The 21,840-nt window shown below is 58.5% G+C and carries 20 protein-coding genes and 2 pseudogenes; 8 read left to right on the top strand and 14 right to left on the bottom strand.

Going from position 1 to position 21,840, the window contains the following annotated elements; genetic code table 11:
* Positions 1-34: 34 nt before the first annotated feature.
* Positions 35-1,432: a sensor histidine kinase gene (locus FMA36_RS17535; protein WP_025440171.1), complete on the bottom strand. Its 1,398-nt coding sequence runs from the start codon at positions 1,430-1,432 to the stop codon at positions 35-37.
* A 453-nt stretch (positions 1,433-1,885) separates the two neighbouring features.
* On the opposite strand from FMA36_RS17535, the gene FMA36_RS17530 reads away from it, so the two are divergent.
* Positions 1,886-2,572: a response regulator transcription factor gene (locus tag FMA36_RS17530; protein ID WP_007396728.1), complete on the top strand. Its 687-nt coding sequence runs from the start codon at positions 1,886-1,888 to the stop codon at positions 2,570-2,572.
* A 431-nt stretch (positions 2,573-3,003) separates the two neighbouring features.
* Here FMA36_RS17530 and FMA36_RS17525 read toward each other — a convergent pair whose 3' ends face one another.
* From FMA36_RS17525 to FMA36_RS17515, 3 genes are all read right to left on the bottom strand, one after another.
* On the bottom strand, positions 3,004-3,711 hold the full coding sequence (locus FMA36_RS17525; RefSeq protein WP_007396730.1) for a VIT1/CCC1 transporter family protein: 708 nt from the start codon (positions 3,709-3,711) through the stop codon (positions 3,004-3,006).
* Positions 3,701-4,270, bottom strand: a complete 570-nt coding sequence (locus FMA36_RS17520) for a cytochrome b (protein WP_257997690.1) — start codon at positions 4,268-4,270, stop codon at positions 3,701-3,703. The genes FMA36_RS17525 and FMA36_RS17520 overlap by 11 nt, the downstream gene beginning before the upstream one ends.
* 258 nt (positions 4,271-4,528) lie before the next feature.
* Entirely contained in the window at positions 4,529-5,011 is a 483-nt protein-coding gene (locus tag FMA36_RS17515; RefSeq protein ID WP_087609004.1) for a hypothetical protein, read from the bottom strand.
* Between the two features lie 569 nt (positions 5,012-5,580).
* Between FMA36_RS17515 and FMA36_RS17510 the strand changes: the two genes are divergently transcribed.
* The gene (locus FMA36_RS17510; protein WP_110096150.1) at positions 5,581-7,122 is read left to right on the top strand and encodes a carbohydrate porin; all 1,542 of its coding nucleotides are present in this window, start codon (positions 5,581-5,583) and stop codon (positions 7,120-7,122) included.
* A gap of 73 nt (positions 7,123-7,195) precedes the next feature.
* On the opposite strand, the gene FMA36_RS17505 is transcribed toward FMA36_RS17510, so the two are convergent.
* The 7 genes from FMA36_RS17505 to FMA36_RS19820 form a co-directional block, all read right to left on the bottom strand.
* Complete coding sequence (locus tag FMA36_RS17505) at positions 7,196-8,491, bottom strand: carbohydrate porin (RefSeq protein ID WP_025440175.1); 1,296 nt, start codon at positions 8,489-8,491, stop codon at positions 7,196-7,198.
* A gap of 249 nt (positions 8,492-8,740) precedes the next feature.
* Positions 8,741-10,342 carry a B12-binding domain-containing radical SAM protein gene (locus tag FMA36_RS17500; RefSeq protein WP_025440176.1) on the bottom strand — a complete coding sequence of 534 codons (1,602 nt, stop codon included), beginning with the start codon at positions 10,340-10,342 and terminating at the stop codon, positions 8,741-8,743.
* 628 nt (positions 10,343-10,970) lie between these two features.
* A complete protein-coding gene (arsH, locus tag FMA36_RS17495; protein WP_087609006.1) occupies positions 10,971-11,669 on the bottom strand; it encodes an arsenical resistance protein ArsH in 699 nt (232 codons plus the stop codon).
* A gap of 20 nt (positions 11,670-11,689) precedes the next feature.
* Positions 11,690-12,985 carry an arsenic transporter gene (locus tag FMA36_RS17490; protein WP_025440178.1) on the bottom strand — a complete coding sequence of 432 codons (1,296 nt, stop codon included), beginning with the start codon at positions 12,983-12,985 and terminating at the stop codon, positions 11,690-11,692.
* Positions 12,985-13,407, bottom strand: a complete 423-nt coding sequence (arsC, locus tag FMA36_RS17485) for an arsenate reductase (glutaredoxin) (protein WP_025440179.1) — start codon at positions 13,405-13,407, stop codon at positions 12,985-12,987. Before arsC ends, FMA36_RS17490 begins: the two co-directional genes overlap by 1 nt.
* Positions 13,404-13,757 (bottom strand): ArsR/SmtB family transcription factor, encoded by a 354-nt coding sequence (locus FMA36_RS17480; RefSeq protein ID WP_087609070.1) that lies wholly within the window; start codon positions 13,755-13,757, stop codon positions 13,404-13,406. The genes arsC and FMA36_RS17480 overlap by 4 nt, the downstream gene beginning before the upstream one ends.
* Before the next feature lie 155 nt (positions 13,758-13,912).
* Positions 13,913-14,041: a hypothetical protein gene (locus FMA36_RS19820; protein WP_258911761.1), complete on the bottom strand. Its 129-nt coding sequence runs from the start codon at positions 14,039-14,041 to the stop codon at positions 13,913-13,915.
* Between FMA36_RS19820 and FMA36_RS19605 the strand changes: the two genes are divergently transcribed.
* Positions 14,026-14,223 carry an RcnB family protein gene (locus FMA36_RS19605; protein ID WP_240906624.1) on the top strand — a complete coding sequence of 66 codons (198 nt, stop codon included), beginning with the start codon at positions 14,026-14,028 and terminating at the stop codon, positions 14,221-14,223. The genes FMA36_RS19820 and FMA36_RS19605 overlap by 16 nt on opposite strands.
* A 25-nt stretch (positions 14,224-14,248) precedes the next feature.
* On the opposite strand, the pseudogene FMA36_RS17470 reads toward FMA36_RS19605, so the two are convergent.
* A pseudogene (locus tag FMA36_RS17470) lies at positions 14,249-14,726 on the bottom strand (multicopper oxidase domain-containing protein); the annotation flags it as partial.
* Positions 14,727-15,067: 341 nt separating this feature from the next.
* Here FMA36_RS17470 and FMA36_RS17465 point away from each other — a divergent pair.
* Both FMA36_RS17465 and FMA36_RS17460 read left to right on the top strand, forming a co-directional pair.
* Positions 15,068-15,697 carry an ABC transporter ATP-binding protein gene (locus FMA36_RS17465; protein WP_110096151.1) on the top strand — a complete coding sequence of 210 codons (630 nt, stop codon included), beginning with the start codon at positions 15,068-15,070 and terminating at the stop codon, positions 15,695-15,697.
* The gene (locus FMA36_RS17460; RefSeq protein ID WP_087609007.1) at positions 15,694-16,503 is read left to right on the top strand and encodes an ABC transporter permease; all 810 of its coding nucleotides are present in this window, start codon (positions 15,694-15,696) and stop codon (positions 16,501-16,503) included. Before FMA36_RS17465 ends, FMA36_RS17460 begins: the two co-directional genes overlap by 4 nt.
* 96 nt (positions 16,504-16,599) lie before the next feature.
* On the opposite strand, the gene FMA36_RS17455 is transcribed toward FMA36_RS17460, so the two are convergent.
* The gene (locus tag FMA36_RS17455; protein ID WP_087609008.1) at positions 16,600-17,685 is read right to left on the bottom strand and encodes an ATP-grasp domain-containing protein; all 1,086 of its coding nucleotides are present in this window, start codon (positions 17,683-17,685) and stop codon (positions 16,600-16,602) included.
* Positions 17,686-17,725: 40 nt separating this feature from the next.
* Here FMA36_RS17455 and FMA36_RS17450 point away from each other — a divergent pair.
* Positions 17,726-18,633, top strand: a pseudogene (locus FMA36_RS17450) (methyltransferase).
* A gap of 19 nt (positions 18,634-18,652) precedes the next feature.
* Positions 18,653-19,537 (top strand): iron-containing redox enzyme family protein, encoded by an 885-nt coding sequence (locus tag FMA36_RS17445; protein ID WP_010509894.1) that lies wholly within the window; start codon positions 18,653-18,655, stop codon positions 19,535-19,537.
* Positions 19,538-19,562: 25 nt separating this feature from the next.
* Here the strand turns inward: FMA36_RS17445 and FMA36_RS17440 are convergent.
* Positions 19,563-20,673, bottom strand: a protein-coding gene (locus FMA36_RS17440) for an IS3 family transposase (protein ID WP_087609009.1) whose coding sequence is annotated in 2 segments (ribosomal slippage) — positions 19,563-20,427 and positions 20,426-20,673 — 1,113 coding nt in all. Because the reading frame shifts where the segments join, the coding sequence is not laid out codon by codon here.
* Between the two features lie 339 nt (positions 20,674-21,012).
* Between FMA36_RS17440 and FMA36_RS17435 the strand changes: the two genes are divergently transcribed.
* Positions 21,013-21,767 (top strand): IS5 family transposase gene (locus FMA36_RS17435; protein ID WP_085948970.1). Its coding sequence is split into 2 segments (ribosomal slippage): positions 21,013-21,352 and positions 21,352-21,767, totalling 756 coding nucleotides; the frame shifts between segments, so codons are not numbered across the junction.
* The last annotated feature ends 73 nt before the right edge of the window (positions 21,768-21,840 follow it).

Below are 21,840 nucleotides of genomic sequence, written 5' to 3'. Positions count from 1 at the left end.
GCCAGGAGGTCTGCTGTCTATGAGGCCGTGAAGGCTAGAGCTCTATGGGTAATTTAACGATACACCTTACGCCAGGGTTGTTGTGAGACAAGACGATCGTGCCCCGGTGCAGTTGTACTACGGCTTTCACCATGGTAAGCCCTAGCCCGTTACCGTCATGCGTACGGCTTGTATCAAGACGGACAAAGCGGTCGAATACCCGAAGCATGGCTTCGTCCGGAATGCCTGGACCATTATCGGCTATTTCTATCGTGATGGTCTTGTCCGAAAGCATTATGGTCGCTGTGATGGTGGTCTGGTCGGGCGTATGGCGTACGGCATTCTCGATCAGGTTGGAGAACGCCTGCCGTAAAAGGACTGGATGACCGGTGACGGTAGGGCAGGCGGGAATGATTTCGGTTTCCAGGCGCTGTCCATTGTCTTCGATAACGGAGCGATACGGTTCTAGAACTGATTCCAGAAGTCGTGCGGGATCGAGGGGTTCCATTTCGTTGTTCCATGCCCCGGACTCAAGTTGCGCCAGCTTGAGCAGCGAGGAAAATATTTCCAATGCGGCATCCAGATCCTCGATTGCACACTCGACCTGCTCATGCATGGTATCGGAAGGTCCATGTGCCCCAATGGCGCGCTCAAGATTCTGGCGCATACGCGCCAGCGGGCGGCGCATGTCGTGCGCGATGTCATTGGAGACCTGTTTCAGACTTGCAATCAGGTATTCATTCTGGTCGAGCATCGCATTGAGGCTCTCCGAGAGATGATCAAGCTCATCATCCGTGCCACGTAGCGGGATGCGGCGAGACATATCGCCCTGCATGATGCTCCGTGCCGTCCTGCTTATCGTCTCGATCCATTTCAGGATCAGGTTGCTCAGGAAAAGGCCGCCTGCTACCCCTATCAGACCAAATCCTGCAATGCCCCACAGGATCGTTGTCCATAATGCGCGTTGGAGATGCGTCAGGGGCGAGGCATCCATGCCCACGAAGTAATAGCCGCCGTCATCAAGGCGATAACCTATTCCATAAACGATATCCTGGTTGATTTCTTTCGGCAGGCGATGGGACCATGCCAGCCAGCGTTCGCCCGGCACTGGTCGCAGATGCAGCATGTTGCCTGCGACAATGACCTGTCCGGGGTCCTGAAGCAAATAATGGAAACCGGGTTCATGTTCGATCAGTCCTTGCACAACTGGCAGGAGATGACGGACATCCGCAACACCAGCATCTGCAAATGTCTCATGGCTCTCGTTCTCCACTTCCCGGCGGATCTGCTGGCGCATGGTTGACTGGCTGTAAAGGCCTGACGTTATAGTCATGACCATGCCGCCCAATATAAAAAGACCGGCGAACAACGTGACGATACGAAACGACGTCGTGGCGATGATACGTCGTGTCTCCACATTTCGGCGTCGGGATATCCTATTCCACGACATCATTGGACATATTTATCATGTAGCGACATCCTCTCAGGATATGGATGACCGGACAAGATCCACCCGTCCCCGATCATGACAGGTCCGGTTGGCATAGGCTCCAGCCCTGTAGCCTGACTTTACCCCCAATGGTCTTTCCGCGTTAACCCCTTTGCCTTGTCCTGTCCGGAGAGAAATTACCGTCTTTTATTTTTTATATGCCTGCGCGTACGTAGTATTTGTTTTAATACCGTATAAAATATAATACATATACATCCACATTTATGATATGTATCACATGAAATATTGATATTATTTATTCTGTATTCAATTTGGAGACATGGTCGATACATTAAAAAATGCCAATAATTGTCTATCCATCGTCATGGATGGTGTCATGTAACAATGATTCTGATAACCTGATCAAGAACTCAGTCTCGCTGGGCGGGACATTAAATTTGTTGATTGGCCTGCTTCATGACGCTGGTAACACGCCCCCGCCTGCTTTTGGTTGAAGATGACCACGCAACTACGGATTACGTGCGGCAGGGACTGGAGGAAAGCGGAATTGACGTGGTTTGTGTCGCTAACGGGACCGATGGATCGCAGCATGCCCTGTCGCAAACGTGGGATATCGTCATTCTGGATCGCATGCTGCCTGGTCTGGATGGACTGACAATTCTCATGCGCATGCGCTCTTATGCCATCATGACGCCAGTCCTGTTCCTGACGACGATGGATGGCGTACCAAGCCGTGTCGCCGGTCTGCGGCATGGTGCGGATGATTACATGATCAAGCCATTTGCATTACGCGAGTTGGTCGCGCGCGTGCAGGTACTGCTTCGTCGATCATCTTCCTTCCAGCATACAACAATAATGAATGTGGCTGACGTTGAACTCAATCTGCTGACGCTTGCAGTGACACGGAATGGCGAAAAGGTTCTTCTGCAGCCTCAGGAACTAAAACTTCTGGAATATTTCATGAGGAATGCAGGCACGGTGCTTTCCCGGCAAATGTTGCTGAAGGATGTCTGGCATATGGATTTCCCGGTTCGTACGAACATCGTCGAAACGCATATTTGTCGTCTGCGGGAGAAACTGGGGCAGGATGGCCAACCTCTGATCCACACCGTCAGGGGTAGCGGTTATGTCATGAGTGCGTGACTCCCTGGCGGTATAGGATGATCTTGCATGCATGCCCGGTTCGGCCATCCTGGATGAGATAGGTACGCAAGCAGGATGACCATGGCGTGTAGGCAAATGCCTTTCGGTCCGACATCGTAGTCGGCCATTAATGATCGCAGCGACAACGGAATAGAGATCACTGCGCATATAATTCGCGTCCCGCAGGAGAAGCGGGGTTCCCATAGCCGCCTTGGGAAAGTCTTCAAGGAAGTTGATGCCCACTATCTATTGCCGGGATAGCATAATCCCACAGACCTATTTCTATGTAATATTATATTGTTTTTGTCACGATATAAATGAAATGCAAGTCGCATGCAGAGCACTGAAACGACTGCCTTTGATAGCACAATTACAAGAAGTACATTCACGATATCATTCCATTCATTCAATATACAGAAATATTTAATACATTATGTCTGTACCCCGAATATCCGGCCGATGGCAGCCGTCACGGCCATCGCTACGATGCCCCAGAATATGACCCGCATTGCCGGACGCCATGGTGAGGCCCCACCTGCACGCGCACCCACGACTCCCAATACCGCCAGACCAATCAGGGATACAGCGGATACACTCCACGAGACCACGCTGGCTGGCGACAGCAGGGCTGCCAGCACGGGCAGTATGGCACCGGAAGAGAATGCGCTAGCCGATGCAAAGGCGGCCTGTACCGGACGCGCCGCTGTCGCGTCCGAAATGCCGAGTTCATCGCGGGCGTGCGCCCCCAGTGCATCATGCTTCATGAGCTGAAGGGCAACCTTGCGTGACAGAATATCATCCAGGCCACGCTGACGGTATATCCCGGCCAGTTCGCTCACTTCAGCGTCCCAGCTACTGCCAAGCTCCTTTTTTTCGCGGGCGAGGTCAGCCTTCTCAGAATCCGCCTGCGAGCTAACGGACACATATTCCCCCGCGGCCATGGACATGGCCCCGGCAGCCAGACTGGAAATTCCAGCCAGCAGGATGCTCCCCTGTGTCGCATGGGCGCTGGCAACGCCGATGATCAGGCTGGATGTTGACAGGATACCATCATTCGCCCCCAGAACAGCGGCCCGCAGCCAGCCCAGACGGGAGGTCGCGTGGATTTCTTTGGGGCGCAGCGGTATTTTACTTTCCATATTCATCGGATACATTCCCTGTCAGCAGCATTCTCTGAAAAACATTGTCCCGGAGAATGAAGTAATGAAAACACGCGGCCAGCGCATGACCCGTGGCAAGCACGATGATCAGCCAGCCATTCCACTGGTGCAGCCAGTGCAGAATGCCGACTGTCGATGTCGGAAACCTGCCAAAGGGCGGCATGATCTGGATGGACAGGAAACTCATGGCCTGCCCATTGCCCCATCGCCACAGATACCCAAGGAGGATTTCCAGCAGGACTAGCCCATACAGGCTGTATTCCACGTAGCGCGCCAGCATGGCATCAAGCCAGCGATCGGCGGCGCGGATCTGCCGCCCCCAGCCTAGTCGCCATAGCAGGCGTGCGGGAAACAGAACGCTCAGTACCATGCCTGCCGTCAGGTGGGTCACCACCAGTTGATGGTGTAGCGGGTTCCGGAACAGGCCCCATAAATTCGCGGTTGCGAACTGCAACATGATAATGGCCGTGCATCCCCAGTGGAAAATGATTGTTGGTGCGTCATAACGTGCTGGGGAAAGGCCAGATTTGTATTTCATCCGAACGATCATATCACTCAAACATGACGCGAACCTGAACGATTGGCCGCCTTGCCGATACCTGCGGCCAGTTGGTGTTCAGACTGTAAAAAAAGAACGGAGATGGTAAACCCACGACGACACCGGCAGCGAGCAAGGAACCTGTATCCAGATAACTGTGTGGCGCCCGTGACCTAATGACATCGCAGAATATGTGCAAGCTACGGCCATTTTCGGTAAACCGGATCGCAAATGTGATGGACTGAGCGTGTTTCCCCATTATGGAATGGCACGCTTCCCCTGTGCGATCCGGTTCGCCAGATCGCCCCATAGGCGTGCTGTTGCAAGGTTGATGTCTGCCTTTACCGAAAAAGGAGACTGGGTGCGTGAGAAAGGAGAGAGGGACATCCGTTCGCCGATAACGAAATGCCCTTGTGAAAACAGCATGATGGACAGCGATCCCTGCTGGCCCTGCCCGATGGGGCGCATGACGGCAATACGCATATGGGGCGGCGGTATCGCAATGGTATGGAAAGCGCGTAGTTCTGCATCCCCCGAAGGACAGGCTACGCTCTCCAGCACCGCATCACGCAGGACGGAATGGGGATATCCGCCATACGTGCCGTCGACATGCAGCCGGATACCCTGTTCCACTGTCTCGCAAATACCGTTTGTTTCTGTTTCTGTTTCGGCGCGCGCCACACAGCCGGATATGCTGACTATCATCAGGATTGCCAATCCGTAATTCACTATCGATCTCATAATATTTGTCCGGCCTCCTGGCACCTGACCCTGGCCATGCCATCATGCCGATGCTCGCTGTTCTTGTAACACGCAGACATGACGTGAACCTGAACACGGAAAATAAGGTCACGGGGGAGACGCTGCTAGCAAGAGATCAGCCGTTATGAGCAATGGTAGGGCCGCCAATCCTTGTAGCAGGCAGCATGGTACTCAGTATTACCACGCATGCCGGCGATCATTTTGTGCAGGCAGCCAAAGTGAAAAGTCTGAATTGTTTTCCATAGAAGCGGCAGCCGCGATAATTTATTTTCCGCTATGTGTTTTCGTCCATCGCCAAAGCAGAATAGACACCTTTTTATGACCTTCAGGCATATTTTTTAAAAATAATAAATTAAATTACGAGAACGATATAATATCACAATTCTCTTTTATTCACATTGTGTCTTTAACAAAAACATCATGTTGTGGAAAGAAGACCGGGTATATGATATCTGTCTGGATTACGACCTTTTTTACGATAATATGAGAAACATTTGCGACCGTGCGAACTGACATCACGCAGGATTCCGGCGGTTTGCGTTACCCGATTGTTCCGGCGTGTATGTGAGGGAATTTTCTTCTGGGGCATCGGCGGTTTCATCTCCGTTGCGGGGCAGGCCCAGACCGCCATTGCGGGTGGGCAGGCCCATCTGGGCGCCAGTACACCTTTCTTGGCCCAGATTGACCCGGCGACCGTGCGTGATTCCTGGCAAGCAGGCGCAATCACGACCAGCCACAGCCAAGATACGCCGTCTGCCGGTGGGAGCCTGCTGGGGAATATGGGGGGACTGCGTCCATGGCTGGCCCGCTACGGCCTGACGCTGAGCATTCAGGACGTCAACGAGTTATGGGGTAACGCCACGGGCGGGATCGGCAGTACCAATGGCGATGGCAGGGGATCGGGCACGGGCCCTTCCTATATCGGCATTACCATGCCGACCCTGATGGCGGATCTGGAAAGGATGATCGGGCTTAAAGGCGCGACAATCAACATCAGTGCCCTGCAGATCCGGGGACGTGCCGTCACTCAGGACCATCTGGGCAATTTCAACCCCATCAGCGGATTTGAGGCGGATCGCTCCACCCGCCTGTTTGAACTTTGGTACCAGCAGTCCTTTCTCAGGGGCGCGCTGGACGTCAAGATCGGCCAGCAGGATCTCGATACGGAATTCCTGATCAGCGATTACGCGTCCCTGTACCTCAACGCCAATTTCGGATGGCCAATGGGTCCTTCGGTCAACCTTTATGCTGGCGGTCCTTCATGGCCGCTTGCAGCTCCCGCAATCCGGTTGCGCTACCGACCCGGTGAAAAATACACATTCATGTTCGCGGCGGCGGATGACAATCCGTCGGGTAATCAGGATAGCAGTGTCTTTGGCGTGACCGGAAACCCGGCGGACCCCACCAGCCAGACCATAAGGGATGGAAGTGGCACGCAGTTCAATATGGGAACCGGCGCGCTACTGATTACCGAAATTCAGTATGCCTTCAATCCTCAATCTGGCGACAGTGGACGCGCGGCCAGTCATCCGGGCCTGTCAGGCGTTTATAAACTTGGAGGCTATTATGATACGGCACGATTTCCGGATTATCGATATAACACACAGGGACTGTCTCTTGGCGCGGATGGTGGTACACCCCGCTGGGATCGGGGAAACTGGCTGATTTACGGGATAATCGACCAGTTGATCTGGCGTCCGTCGCCTGATGCATCACGCGCACTTGGCCTGTTTGTCCGGGCGACGGGTAATAGTGGTGATCGCAATATCATAAGCTTCGCCATTGATGCCGGCCTTAACCTGAAGGCGCCCTTTTCAGGCAGGACGAATGATACACTTGGTCTGGGCTGGGGTATCGGTCGCGTCACATCAGGCGTGCGTGCCTATGATCGCGCGCGCGGTGCCCTGGTGCAGGGAAACGAAAATCATTTTGAACTGACCTATCAGGCCCAGATCACACCATGGATGGTCGTGCAGCCCGATTTCCAATATGTCCTGAACCCCTCGGGCGGCACGGGAGATCCATCCTGTCCGACGCACCGGATTGGTAATGAAGCCGTATTCGGGTTGCATACCAATGTGAATTTCTAGATGAACCTGGAATGAAAAGGCGGGACAACACAGTCTGGTCGGATCTTTTCAAAAAAACCTTGTACAGAGTGGTTCAGAATGTTACGCTGCTATGCAGACCGAAGATGGCTTCGTCATGCACATGCTGCCCTTTATTATCGAGAACACCACCACTGGGCGATATGATGCCCTGAATATCAGGCTGAAGCATGAACCATGGCGTGATTGGGATCTGATAGGTCAACTCCAGATGATATTCGGTGCCCTGCATGGGCAGGCCAGAACGCCGGTCCGCCTGGGCAAGATAGGGACTAGCCGCCCCCAGGCCCGCACCAAACCCCGCCATGTCGCCTGCACGTCCAAACGGCCCCTTCAGGGACAACCCAGCATCTGCGGCATAGACGATCTGGTTGCGGTCGGTGTCCGCTGTCCAGTTCCCCCGAATGAAAGCGTCAAGCTCCGTTATTCGCCCGAAATGCTGCAGCGTCTGATCCGCAATGGCGTAGACGGCCCAGTTGGTTTTATGGTTTTTTCTGAGATCGGACTGGTCGGGAAAGCGTCCGGTATCAAAGTAACCGCCAAGTTTATATGTGCCCTGCCTTCCGTACAGGGTCCGCCGGTACTGGACCTCCCCGAAGAAAAGAGCGCCCGTGCGGAAACTGAAGCGCGTGCCACCGGGGTCGCGGTTTTGGTTCCACGGGTCCTTCGCGTTGATGAAGGGGCCGCCCACAGGATTGTCATCGGCTGCCGCGAACAGGAAATTCCAGTGTGGGGACAGGGTATAGCGTAACCGTATCGCAGGCGTGGCCACGGGGGAGACGGGGCCTTGGTCATACAGGTCATTATCGGGCATGATGGGCCAGGAAAAGGACGCGTTGAGGAAGTTCAGCCCGACGCTGCTGACCATGAAGTCATGCCCGAGATCCAGCTTGCCAATCCGGAAGGCCAGGCGTTCTCCCATGAATTTCTGGCTGTACCACAGTTCATATAGCCGCCCGTTATCATCCGCTTCGATATTCGATGTCTGGTTGAAAACATACAGGGGCGTATTACTGAATGGTCGCCCACGGATTTCCATGGCGCTGATGTCAAATGTACCCAGTGGCAGGCCCGTCAGGGTGTGCAGATCCGTCACCATTTCAACCGCGGCGGACCCGATGTAGTTGCTGGATGCCTGCGCGCCCCCCACCGGGTTGGACCAGAATTCATTGGTATCCGATATACGGATATCAATTCCCTGTGCCAGCAGCCAGTTCCGTATTCCGCCCCAGTTGCCGGACAGATGGGTGCGCGGGTCAATATGGTCGGGAATATTCTGCTGTGGCGTAACGCCCGCGCTCAGCACGCTTACGGGAACAGGCTGGGCATATGCAAAAGAGCAGGTTTTCAATAATATGATTGTATGTAACCATATATGATGATTATGCCAGATGCGCCTCATTTTTCGAAAAAATATCGTATAATAAAATCTAAAACAAATTATTTATTGAACAATTCTTTTCATTAATTCAATATATATTTTGATAAGTGGAATAGCTTCGTTATGTCGGAATTTATACGAAATGCGCTTTAACAGGCAATGCATATTAGCGCCTTTATTGTACATCATGCATACTCCTTCATCTTCCCTTAACACGGTTTAGGCTGGCACGAGTTCTGCCTTGACATGACGTACAACGGGCGGCACATGCCAGCGGCCCTGTTCCACATCCGCGATCTCGCGGTCGATCTCGGCAATGACCTGGCGTGAAAACGGGCCAAGATGCAGGTAAAGCGCGCTTGTCATCACCACATAGGGCAGCGCGCGCGGGTTATGCAGGGCGCAGTCCAGCATCATGCGCCAGAACTGCCCGGCCGTTCCCGGCCCCGCACGGTGGATGCGGAACATGAGCCGGACAAAGCTGCGCAAATCACCCTTTATCATCCGGTGCGCGCGCTTGCGCCCGAGCATCCGGCCCAGCCTGCGCACGCGGCCGAAATAGGCGACTGGGTCATAGATGGCCGCAAGCACCGTCCTGTAATCGTTCAGCACGTCGCGACGCGGGCGTTTTGTCTCGAAATTCAGCCCCGCCGTGCATTGGTCGCCCGACTGCGTCTGTTCACTGCCGGAAAAAAGGCGGCCTTCCGCCAGCAGGCGCCGCGTCAGCTGCGTCGTGGGCAGGGCGTAAAGCAGGCCGACCATGCAGACTGGGATGGACGTATCCTCGATACAGTCGATCATGCCCTGGGCGACACTGCCCTTTTCGCTGTCGAAACCCACGATGAAGCCCGCATTGACGAAAATCCCGGCCTTGTGGATTGTCTCGATGCTCTGCTGCAGGCTGCGCCGCGTGTTCTGCTTTTTCTGCATCAGCACGAGGGAGTCTGTATCCGGGCTTTCGATGCCGACGAATATGGCGAAGAAATTGGTATCGGCCAGGCTGCGCAGCAGGTCGGCATCATCGGCAAGGTTGATCGATGCCTCGGTCGAGAACTCGAATGGAAAGTTCTTCTCGTTCTGCCAGCGTTTCAGGTCGGGCAGGAATTTCTTGAGCGCCTTCTTGTTGCCAATCAGGTTGTCATCGACAAAATCCACATGTCCGCGATAGCCAAGCGCGTACAGGGCATCGAGTTCGGCCATGACCTGCGCATTGGTCTTGGTGCGCGGCACTCGGCCATAGAGTTCAATGATGTCGCAGAACTCGCAACTGAACGGACACCCACGCGAGAACTGGATGCCAACATGTAGGTACTGGTCAAGCTTGAGCAGATCAAAGCGCGGCAACGGACTTTTTGTAACATCCGTCTTGCCCATTGGTGCTTCAAACACGCCCTGCCGCGCACCGCTGCGCCAGGCCGCGACGAAATCATCCATGATTTCCTCGGCCTCGCCCAGTACCTGAAAATTGGCGGCGCTGTAAAGCGATGGGCTAGAGGTCACGTCGGGGCCACCCACCACCACCGGCTTGCCGCGCGCGCGGCAGGTCTCGATGATGTGCAGCGCATCATTGCGCTGCGGCAGCATGCCGCCGGTCATGACCATGTCGGCCCAGTCGTAATCGGCATCCACAAGGTCTTCGGTATTGCGGTTGACCAACCGGACTTCCCAGTCCCGGGGCAGGAGGGCTGCGACCGTGACCAGGCCAAGGGGGGCCGCCGGATAGCGTGCGCCCGCAAGATCGCAGGCTTCCTTGTAGTTCCAGAATGAATTGGCGTTGAAAAGCGGGAAGATCATCAGGACCTTGCAGGTTTCGGTCATCATGCAAGGATCCATTGCTGCAAGGACTGGTCATGATCAAGACAGATGCCTTCCCGTCCATTTCGAGACGTGGCAGCCTCAGGCAGGGCGCAACTCGACTGTAAGGGTAACATGGGGTGAACCCCTTTCGTAGTGGTGTCGGTCAGGTGGGCCGGTACAATATCGGTGACCGCCACTATTGCTTTTATCCTGGTAATCTCGAACGACCGTGGCCAACGGCATGAGCAGGCTATGATGCCCAGGCACATCAAGGCGGTATAGGAAGATCGCTATATGCGAAATCAGGACACGGTGTTTGTCTTCACGTCAGGAGGGTGTTGACCACAAGAACCTTGGTAGTTTCTTGTGGATCGTGACGGATTTTACTGTTTATGGAGGTTTTCAATTGGAAAGATTCCATAACGCTATGTTCATGACAAAGTATTTCTTTTTGTTTTTACAAGAGCTTTGATAAAGCGACAAGATGGTCGCACGAAGATTGGGGTTTATTAATCCAGATCACAGGATCACGGATACGGTAAGCCTGAAGTGTTGCCGCTTTGGCGTTGGCTGGAGCGTAGCAGGCTTACGGCCCCGCAGCATGGCCGCCATCCGCAATCACCACGTTGAACGGTTCCGTCCCGTCCCGGCCTCACCGCGCTTCAGGCGGGCGATGGTCCTGCCTGCGCTCGCTATAGCGATCAACGAGGTAATCGGCCCGGTCCCGCAGCAGCCATGTGAACTTCATCAGTTCCTCCATGACATCCACCATGCGGTCATAGAGCGGGGAGGGCTTCATCCGGTCATCATCACCGAATTGCGTATAGGCCATCGGCACGCTGGACTGGTTGGGGATGGCGAACATCCGCATCCATCGGCCCAGAACCCGCAGGGCATTGACGGAATTGAAGCTTTGCGATCCGCCTGAGACCTGCATCACCGCCAGCGTGCGGCCCTGCGTCGGACGGATCGAGCCTTCGGACAGTGGCAACCAGTCGATCTGGTTTTTGAACACAGCGGTTATGTTACCGTGCCGTTCGGGGCTGCACCAGACCTGGCCTTCCGACCAGAGCGAGAGTGCGCGCAGTTCCTGCACCTTCGGATGGGTGGCAGGTACGGAATCCGCCACCGGCAGGCCGGTCGGGTCGAATATCCGCGTTTCCGCGCCGAGGGCTTTCAGGATGCGCTCCGCCTCCAGCACCAGCAGGCGGCTGAACGAGCGTGGTCGCAGCGAGCCATAGAGCAGCAGGATGCGGGGCGGATGGTCAACCCGTGGGTGTGGCTCAAGCCGCGCGAGGTCAACCCGTTCGAGATATTCCGGATGCAGGGCGGGCAGGTCAGGTGCGGTCATGGAGCGGTTCCCTTCATGCGTTACGGGTGGCTGACCCGGGGCAGCCACAGGGCCAGCGCGATGAGCGTGGCCAGCAGGACCGGCGGGGTGATGGCCAGCCCGACCTTCATGTATTGCCCCCACGTGACCCGATGATTCTTGGATGCCAGCACATGCAGCCACAGCAGTGTTGCGAGACTACCAATGGGCGTGAATTTCGGCCCGAGGTCGCAGCCGATGACGTTGGCATAGATCATCAGGTCGCGTGTCAGCGGCGTGATGTCGTGAGCCTGCTGGATCGCCAGCGCCCCGACCAGCACACTCGGCATATTGTTCATGATGGACGACAGAACAGCCGCTAGAAAGCCGGTGCCGATGGTGGCCGTGAACGTCCCTTGATGACCGAGCCAGACCAGTGCGGTCGCAAGATAGTCGGTCAGCCCGGCATTGCGCAGCCCATAGACCACCAGATACATGCCTAGGGAGAAGATCACGATCTGCCACGGGGCACCCCGCAGCACCTTGCGAACAGAGATCACCCGGCCATATCCGGCGACGAGCAGCAGGATTGCAGCAGCCAGGCAGGCTACGACACAGACCGGGATATGAAACGGCGCGGTCAGGAAATAGGCCGCCAGAACCAGGGCTAGCAGCGGAAATGCCGCCCGGAATACATGAGGGTCACGAATGGCCGTGGCAGGTGCGGGCAGTTCGGCGACGGGATAGGTCGCAGGCACCTGCCGCCGGTACCACAGCCACAAGACGGCCAGCGTTGCACCAAGTGCTACCAGATCGACAGGGACCATGATCGTGGCATAGCGATCGAACGCAATGCCAAAGAAATTGGCGCTGACGATGTTCACCAGATTGGAGATGACCAGCGGCAGGCTGGTGGTGTCCGCGACGAAGCCGGTCGCTATGATGAAGGCCAGGGCTGCAGTATGGCTCAGGCGGAGCTGAGTGAGGATGGCGATGACAATGGGCGTGAGCAGCAGGGCCGCGCCGTCATTGGCGAAAACCGCTGCAATGGCCGCTCCCAGCACCACGATCAGCGGGAATAGCGTCTGGCCTCGCCCTTTGCCCCAACGCACCGCGTGCAGGGCGGCCCAATGGAAGAACCCGGCCTCGTCCAGCAACAGCGAGATAACGATCAGCGCGATAAAGGTGAAGGTCGCGTCCCAGACGATGTGCCAGATGACCGGAATGTCGTGCCAGTGGATCACACCAGCCGCCAGAGCCACGGCGGCACCTGCCATTGCGCTCCAGCCGATGCCCAGCCCCCGAGGCTGCCAGATGACAAAAACCAGCGTGACAACGAAAATCAGAAGCGCCAGCATCAGACGATCCGCTTTCCGGATTCATCGACGGTTTTCTCGTTGTCCGCTTTGACGAATGCGCCCTGCTGTGGGTTGGGCAGGATGTCCAGAACCGTCTCGGACGGACGGCAGAGCGCAACGCCGAGCGGGGTGACGACGATCGGTCGGTTCATCAAGATTGGGTGTGCGATTATGGCATCGATCAGCGCGTCATCGCTCAGGGCCGGATTATCGAGGCCAAGTTCGTGAAAGGGCGTGTCCTTTTCCCGCAGGACCGAGCGCACCGGAACGCCCATAAGGGCAATCAGATCGACCAGTTCCGCACGATTGGGAGGCGTTTTCAGATACTCGATAATGCGAGGCTCCTCGCCGCTGTTGCGGATCAGTGCCAGCACATTGCGCGACGTGCCGCAGGCCGGGTTGTGATAGATCGTGATGGTCATGAGCAGGATTCGGGGGACGGACAGCAGGAGGACAGGGTCGCGATCAGGGGCGCACAGAGTTCGGGACTGCCCGCACAGCAGTCCCTGACGAGGAAGAGCATCAGGTCCTGCAGGCGAGCAAGACAGGCGCGATAGACGATCTGCCGACTGTGGCGTTGCGCGCTCAGCAGGCCGGCACGTGTCAGGATCGCGAGGTGGGTCGAGATCGTGTTCTGCGGCATATCAAGATGGCGAGCGACATCTCCGGCGGGCAGGCCGTCCGGTTCATGGCGCACAAGCAGGCGGAAGATAGCCAGCCGCGTGGACTGGGACAGGGCGCTGAGCGCGGCAAGGGCCGATTCCATATCCATATATCTTTGATTGTGGATATATAAAATAATGTCAATCCCTGTCCTGGCGCGGGGGGGGGGGGCGTACGTTCATGCATAAGCCATGAGAGCCTGTGTTCCTTACCCTGCTTGCCGATGGAGGCACCATGATAGATCGATTTCCGGCCGCCATCCTGTCAGCCTGCCTGATCCTGACCAGTGCGACGGCCCGTGCGGATCCGCCATGGGGGCATGGCGGTCATGACCGTCGTGGCAGTGGCGGGGCCGTGACTGGCGGCGCTACCATGGCCTGTGGGCACCGCCATCAGGCTATTACTGGATGCAGTCCGGAGCGCAGTACCTGCTTGTGGCGGCGGTAACCGGACTGATCGCGGGCGTGGTTGCTGCCACTACAGGCGTGGCGATGCCTGTACCGGTCGTGCCGGTCGTGCCTGCTTACCCGACGGCGCCCTATCCGGCAGCACCAGCTTATACGCCACCTTATTGAATGGGCCGTTGATCGTGAATGACCTGTAGCCGACCTCGAACCCCTTCGTCCCTTGCGTGGCGACCGCGTCGGCGCCCTTTCCCAGCCGCTGGAGTTCGGCTACCGGGTCGCCCGCAAGCGCACCCACCGCCATGTCGCCGCCACGGCTGAAGAATGGCGCGAATTCCTTCAGCACAAGGAATATCTCGCGGTCATGGGCGCCAGGATTATCCTTCGGCTCGATATAGACCAGCCCGACCTGCCCGGTATAGGTACCACGGTTGAGATCGCCCCCGGCCATGCCAATGCACCAGTTCCGGCGTATCGGTATCATTGAAGATGTCGATCACGCTGAGCCTGCCTTCCTCAAGCCGCAGCAGGGGGCCGGGAAACTGGCCATTATAAAGCGTGGTTGAAATGATGCGCCCGGGGGCAAGTTCGACCTGTCCCGTGGCGATCCGCAGCGTATGGTCCGCTTTTCCACCCATGACGGGGCCAGCGCCACGGCCCCGGCGCGGGATCATGGCCGCCGGCGTCGTTCGTCCGGACAATGCCAGAAAGGAACGGCGATCCAGCATCATGGTAATATCCGATTATGGGCAAACAGGCAGGGTTCCCAACGCCTACAGCGTTGGCCGGTTTCATCGGGCTGGCGCGGGGGCAGGCCGTCCTGTCGCCGGGACCTGTCCATAAATGGACCGTAGCCCGGGCCATGCACACCGGCGCGATGCCGGTCGCCATGTCCGGCGAGGATATAATATTTCCTCATATCGAGAAATTCAGATATGGGAAAAGGCCCGGGACTGGACGCAACGTGGCTGATGTCTTCGCGCGAACGGGCAGGGATGGCTGTTCAGGAGGATGGATGACTGTAGCGACAGATCAGGCCAGGCCTGTGGCGCTGGAGGTACTGGCCATGCGCAGCGTCCATGGTGGCCCGTTTGCATTCACTGTCCCGGCGGGGGCGTGCGTGGCGATCACCGGGTCATCAGGCAGCGGGAAGTCGGTACTGCTGCGCATGATCGCGGATCTTGACCCGCATGAAGGCGATGCACGCATCGATGGACAGGCCTGCTCGGGCATGCCTGCGGCGCAGTGGCGCCGCCTGGTGCAATATGTCCCGGCGGAACCCGCGTGGTGGTCCGATATCGTGCTGGACCACATGGTGGATACGGACGCGGTGCGCGCGCTGGTCGCGCGCCTTGGCCTGCGGGAAGACTGCCTGCGCTCGCCGCTGTCACGCCTGTCCACGGGGGAACGCCAGCGGCTGTCCCTGATCCGCGCCCTGCTGCTGCATCCCCGTGTCCTGCTGCTTGATGAACCCTGTTCGGCGCTGGATGCCGCCACGACGGACAGGGTTGAAGCCGTTCTTCAGGAGGCAAGGGCGCAGGGGACGGCCATTGTCCTGGTCTCGCACGACATGGGGCAGGCGGGGCGCATGGCCGGGACGCGGTTCCGGATGGCACGGGGACACATGGAAGAAATCGCGCCATGACACCCATAGTGCTGACGACCGGGGACATGCTGGTGGCCGCTGCCCTGATCGCCATCGGCAGCGCGCTGTCGTTCCTGCTGTCGCTGGGGTTGCAGCGGGTGCTGCTGGTTTCCGCCGTGCGCATGGCGGTACAGCTTGCGCTTGTCGGCAGTGTGCTTTTGTTCGTGTTTGGTCATGCCTCCGTGTGGCTGACCATCGGGCTGCTGGCCTTCATGTTCACCGCCGCCGCCCGGGAAGCCGGGTCACGCCAGCAGGTCCGCCTTGGTCTGTGGTGGCATTTCGGGATCGCGGGTGCCTCCACGGTAACAGGGACGGTCATCGTGGTGCTGATCGGGCTGTTGACCGGCCTCCAGCCCCACCCGTGGTATGTGGCCCGCACGGCCATTCCCCTGACGGGCCTGCTGCTGGGCAATGTCATGAATGCAACAAGCCTGTCGATGAATACACTCCTGTCCGCCATCACGCGCGAACGGCAGGCCATCGAGGCGCGGATCATTCTCGGCGCGACCCGCGCGCAGGCAATGAACGGCCTGATTCGCCAGGCCATCCGGACGGCCCTGCTGCCGACGCTGAACCAGATGGCGGCCGCCGGGATCATTACCATGCCCGGAATCATGACAGGGCAGATCCTGGCGGGGATGAACCCCTTGGCAGCCTCAAGGTACCAGGTCCTGCTGATGTCACTTATCGTCAGTGGCAACCTGATCGGCGCGACAGCCGCGGCCCACCTGGCAGCCTGGCGGCTGACGGACAGCCGGGGGAGGCTGCGGCTGGAACGCCTGCTTCCCCGATTGCAGAAGGGGTGAGGCGGTGGAACCACGTATCATGGCATGACAGCGCCGATCAGGGTCATACAGATGCGGAGCCTGTTTCCAGATCATGATCCGGGCTGCACATATGAACTAATTGGACGAAGGATAGCGCCGCATCAGCCTGAGTTGCCGCCACCATGCCGTGGCCAGCGCCATTGCGCTGATCGGGACCGCGCCATCGGCCCGCATCCGGGCCGCCAGCGCGAACAGGGCCGCCTGCTTGGCGAACACGCCACGATAGGCATCCCGCAGGCGCATCGTCGGGTCCCAGAACTGGATGGCTTCGGATCCGGCGCCGTTGATTTCGATAATCCGGAACTCTCCGCGTTGCAGGGCCGCCTCGCTGCCAAAACGTACGTCCAGGCGACCGAAATGGAAGCCGTGCATGGAGCGGGCTATGGCATCGACACGGTCTTCAAGGGCAGGGGTATTGAGCCGCATGGCATCCTCATAGCGGCCGCCCACCCGCAGGGACGCGACCGTGCCAAGGATGACGCGTTCGCCACGCATCGGAACATGGTCAATCCCTCTGGTGGAAAGGGCGCGCCGGTAATGCCCGATCCGCGAGCACAGCCGTGGGTCGGCGGCCATCAGGGCCGCGATGGAACGCACGCCGTCGCCCGTGACCTGTGGGGAATGCCGGATGGCGAGACCGATAAGGCGGCCATGGGCTTCGGTCGGGCCACGGCTGTAGAACAGTCCGGCCTCAAAGGGGCCGGGCACGAATTCCTGCAAGAGGAAGCTGGCGTCGGGGGGGAAGGCCGCGATGTAGGCCGTCAGCCCATCTACGACATCGATCCGTCGCACGCCATGGCCGCACCAGCCGATATCGGGCTTGGCAACCAGCGGGTAGCCCAGTGTCCGCGCCATGGACGCTGCCGCCGGGATGTCAGCGGGGGAGACGAGGACGGTACGGGCGACCCATGGCGCATGCGCCTGACCGATCCGGGCCAGGCAGGCTGCTTTTGATTCGCCTGCCAGTCCCCCGGTCTCGATCGCCGGATTGACCACCGATGGCAGCGTCAGGCTGCGATAGCGTAGCCCCAGCCATAGCCACTGCAGGACAAGGGGTATACACAATACCGGCTTCGGAAGCCGTTCCATCGCACCAAAGCTGCAGGCGTTGCCAGCATGGTGGGAACAGGCGTAATTCGTGCTGCGTTGGGGCTTCATCATGGACAATCCTATCTTCCCCGCGGCAGTTCGGGATCACGCAATGCAACAGGTGGGGATCACGCTGTTGCGATCAGGCTACAGGTTTGTCTGCCCCACGCCAGAGACCCAGCGCCGCGTCAACGCGCGACCGGGTAATGGGTGGGCGGCGAACCCCGTCGATATCTTTGGCTGGAGCCGGCCCTTCCGGCGTGATGCGCTGCCCGTGTCCCTCTTTGCGCAGGCGACGGAAGCAGGGATGCTTGTCGCTGATAACGGGGCCTGGCGCAGCCGGTTCCGGTTCTCCACGCTGGGGGCAACGGGTTCTTCCATTCCGCCTTTCCCACCGTGGCGGCGGATGCGGTGTTCTTCGGCCCCGACAGCTACCGGTTCGGCGCGGTGCTGGCGGCCCACCTGCGCTCCGCCCCGCCGCCCGTGCGGGCAGTGGACATTGGCTGCGGCACGGGACTTGGCGCGATCATGATTGCACAGGTCTGCCCGTCAACCGAAGTGGTGATGGTCGATATCAACCCCGACGCATTGCGGCTGGCGCGGATCAACGTTGGTCTTGCCGGCGTCGGCGGCATCATGGCGTGGCAGGGCGATCTCCTGTCGGGGCTTTCGGGTGCATTCGACCTGATCATCTCCAACCCACCCTATCTGCCCGATCCCGGTTGCAGACTGTACCGAGATGGCGGCGGCAGGCTGGGGGCGGGCCTGTCACTGGCGATTGTCAGAACGGCCATGGAGCGGCTGACGCCCGGCGGGACGTTGCTGCTCTATACCGGGACCGCAATCATCAATGGGGACAATCCCTTCCTGCGCGATGTGGTGGCCCTGCTGGATGGCCGGGAGTTTACGTGGGCAGCCACTGAGCTCGATCCGGATGTCTTTGGTGAGGAGCTGGAGAATGGTCCGCTATCCACGGCGGAGCGGATCGCGGTGATCTGCCTGACCGTGACACGGCGATAGCAGGAGAGGCATGGTGTCAATGAACAATATCCTGACGGGCAAGAGTAGCGACCGGGCGCAGCGGGAACTCCATCTGGCACTGGCCGGGCTCAATCGTCTAAGGCTGACGCCGTGCCTGCCCGAGGAGGACGGTGCGGCGGGACTGGATCTGCCCCGTCTGCTGGCGGAGGAAGCGGGTTTTCTGCGCTCCCTGCGCGAACAGGTCGCACCGATCGCCGCCCAGGCTCCCCGGGAGCCCGCGGCTTTCCTCGCATGGTTCGAGGAACTGGAACAGACCGGTCCCGGCCAGCACGACAGCCTTTTCCCCTGGCTGGCGCATGATGCATCCCGTGAGGCCATGTGCTGGTTCCTTGAACAGGAAGCCGCAGGGGAAGCGGGTTTCGAGGACCTGACGGCACTGGTCCAGGTCCGTATGCCAACGCGCCCCAAGTTGGAATTGGCGCGCAATTACTGGGACGAAATGGGTCATGGCCGGGAAGCCGGCATGCACGGTCCGATGCTGGCGCATTTGGTCCATGCCCTCGGGCTGCGGTCCCAATCGGAGACGACGGTGTGGCAGTCGCTGGCCCTAGCCAACACCATGTCCGGTCTGGCCTGCCGCCGGCATCTGGCGTTTCACGCGGTCGGCGCGTTGGGCGTGATCGAACTGACCGCGCCGGGTAGGGCGGCCATGGTCGCGGCAGGGCTGAAACGATTGGGCGTGCAGCCCGATGACCGGCATTATTTCGACCTGCATGCCGTGCTGGATGTGCGCCATTCCGCAACATGGAATGCAGAGGTTATCAGCCCGCTCATCGCGGAAGATTCGCGTCGTGCCCCGGCCATCGCCGAAGGCGCCCTGATGCGGCTGGAATGTGGCGCGGCCTGCTTTCGCCGCTATCGGGATCATCTGGGCCTGAAGTGACCCTACCCCGAGCGTGCCCTCAGTTTTAAGTTAGGGTCTGTGGGTTGCTGTATGCCTTGTCGGTGTGTTGAGCGAAAACCTCTGGGGTCATGCCCCCGAGGCTGGTGTGGGGCCTGACGGCATTGTGGTCAGGCCGCAAGCCCTTGATGACCGAACGGGCGTGGGCGAGGTTGCGGAACAGGTGCTCGTTGAGGCATTCGTCACGGAACCGGCGGTTGAAGCTCTCGATGAACCCGTTCTGCTGCGGATTGCCTGGTGCGATGTAGTGCCACAGCACCGACCGTTTTTCCTGCCAGGCCTCGATCGCGTTCGAGGTCATCTCGGTGCGGTTGTCACGGACGATCATCATGGGAAAGCCGCGCTGTTCCCCGATCCGGTCGAGTTCGCGGCCGAGCCGTTCGCCTGGCAGCGACGTATCCGCTACCAGCGCCAGGCACTCTCGCGTGTAGTCGTCCACCACTGTCAGCACACGGAAGCGTCGTCCGTTGTTCAGCGCGTCCGAGACGAAGTCCAGGCTCCATCGCTGGTTTGGCCCGTCGGGCAGCATCATCGGCGAGCGCGTGCCCATCGCCCGTTTACGGCCGCCATGCTTACGGACTGACAGCCCTTCCTCGCGATACAGCCGGAACAGCTTCTTGTGGTTCATCACCAGCCCCTCCCTGTCGAGCAGGATCTGCAGGCGCCGATAGCCAAATCGTCGTCGCTCTGCAGCCTGTTCACGCAGCCGCCCCCGCACTGTGGCATCATCCGAGCGGCGTGACGCATAGCGCCAGGTCTTCGGATCCATGCCAATAAGCCGGCAGGCCCGTCGCTGCGAATAGTCTTTCTCCCGGATCGCGCAGGCCACGGCGTCCCGCCGCAAACCGGGCGTCACGAGTTTTTTGCCAGCAGGCCTTCAGCGTCGAGACGTCCATTACGCTCTCCGCCAGGAGCCGCTTCAGCTTCGTGTTCTCTTCTTCAAGAGCCGTCAGCCGACGCGCTTCCGACACTTCCATGCCGCCGTATTTCGACCGCCAGGTGTAGAAGGTCGCGTCGCTGATCCCGTGCCTGCGGCACAGATCCGCAGCCGTCGCGCCCACCTGATGCTCCTTCAGGATCCCGATGATCCGCTCCTGTGTGAAACGTGCTTTCTTCATCGTCTGTCTCTTATGGACAGACCTTACTTCAAATCGAGGGCATTTCAGGGGGCAGGGTCGATATTCCCGAACTGGGAACACTGGGAAATGGACAGGTTGTTGGGCTCGCAGACCAGGCAGTGAGGAAAGTGGCAGGGTAAAAGCTTTATTCGGGTTGGTCGGATTCATGTCAGAAACGCTCTGTACATGCCTACTCTGGTTGCCATGCGGCATAACCCTGACCTTCGAAGCATCTATCTTACGGCGTGTCGTCAGTTAAGCCCTGAATGTGGCACGTGTGGGTTGTACTTTATGGCTGCGTGTGCTGACTGTTTTCCCAGTTTTGGGGGAGACAGAGGGATGCGGCGCTATGGTTTACGCGATGACCAGTGGGAGCGGATAAAGGATCTTCTCCCCGGTCGTGAGGGTTATGTCGGCGGCACTGCGGCGAACAACCGTCTGTTCGTGGAGGCGGTACTGTATCGCTATCGCGCGGGCATTCCATGGCGCGACCTTCCTGCCCGTTTCGGGGACTGGAAAAACGTGCACCGGCGTCTGCGCCGCTGGTGTGAAAGCGGTGTCATCGAACGGATATTTCGTTATCTGGCCGCTGATCACGACAACGAATACATGATGATCGACAGCACAATTGTCCGGGCGCATCAGCATAGTGCCGGAGCTCTCAAAAAAGGGGCACGGATCAGGCCATCGGACGATCACGAGGCGGGTTGACTACAAAGATCCATGCCATCTGCGACGCTCTGGGCAATCCGGTGGAACTCGGCATCACACCGGGACAGGACGCAGATATCACCCAAGCGGAACCGCTTCTGGAAAACATCGACCCGGATGCTTTCCTTGCTGACAAGGCGTATGACGCGGACAGGTTGATCGATCGGCTGATACAGCGCGGGATTACCCTGGTCATCCCGCCAAAACGCAACAGAACAACACGACGGAAAACCGATTTTTCCCTTTACAGCGAACGAAACCTTGTTGAGAGGTTTTTCAATAAACTCAAGCAGTTTCGCGCTATCGCAACCCGCTACGATAAACTGAAGTCAACATTCCTTGCAGCCGTGCAGTTCGCCTCAATCATGATCCTGCTTAACTGACGACACACCGTAGCTGGGCACTTTTAAGGTGCGCCTTGGCGAAGCGCTTGCCGACTGTATGGACGAGGTCGGA

The sequence above is a fragment of the Komagataeibacter xylinus genome, assembly GCF_009834365.1.
Classification (GTDB): Bacteria; Pseudomonadota; Alphaproteobacteria; order Acetobacterales; family Acetobacteraceae; genus Komagataeibacter; species Komagataeibacter xylinus_D.
Note: the sequence above shows the minus strand (reverse complement) of the source record. Positions and strands in the feature narration are given on the sequence as shown.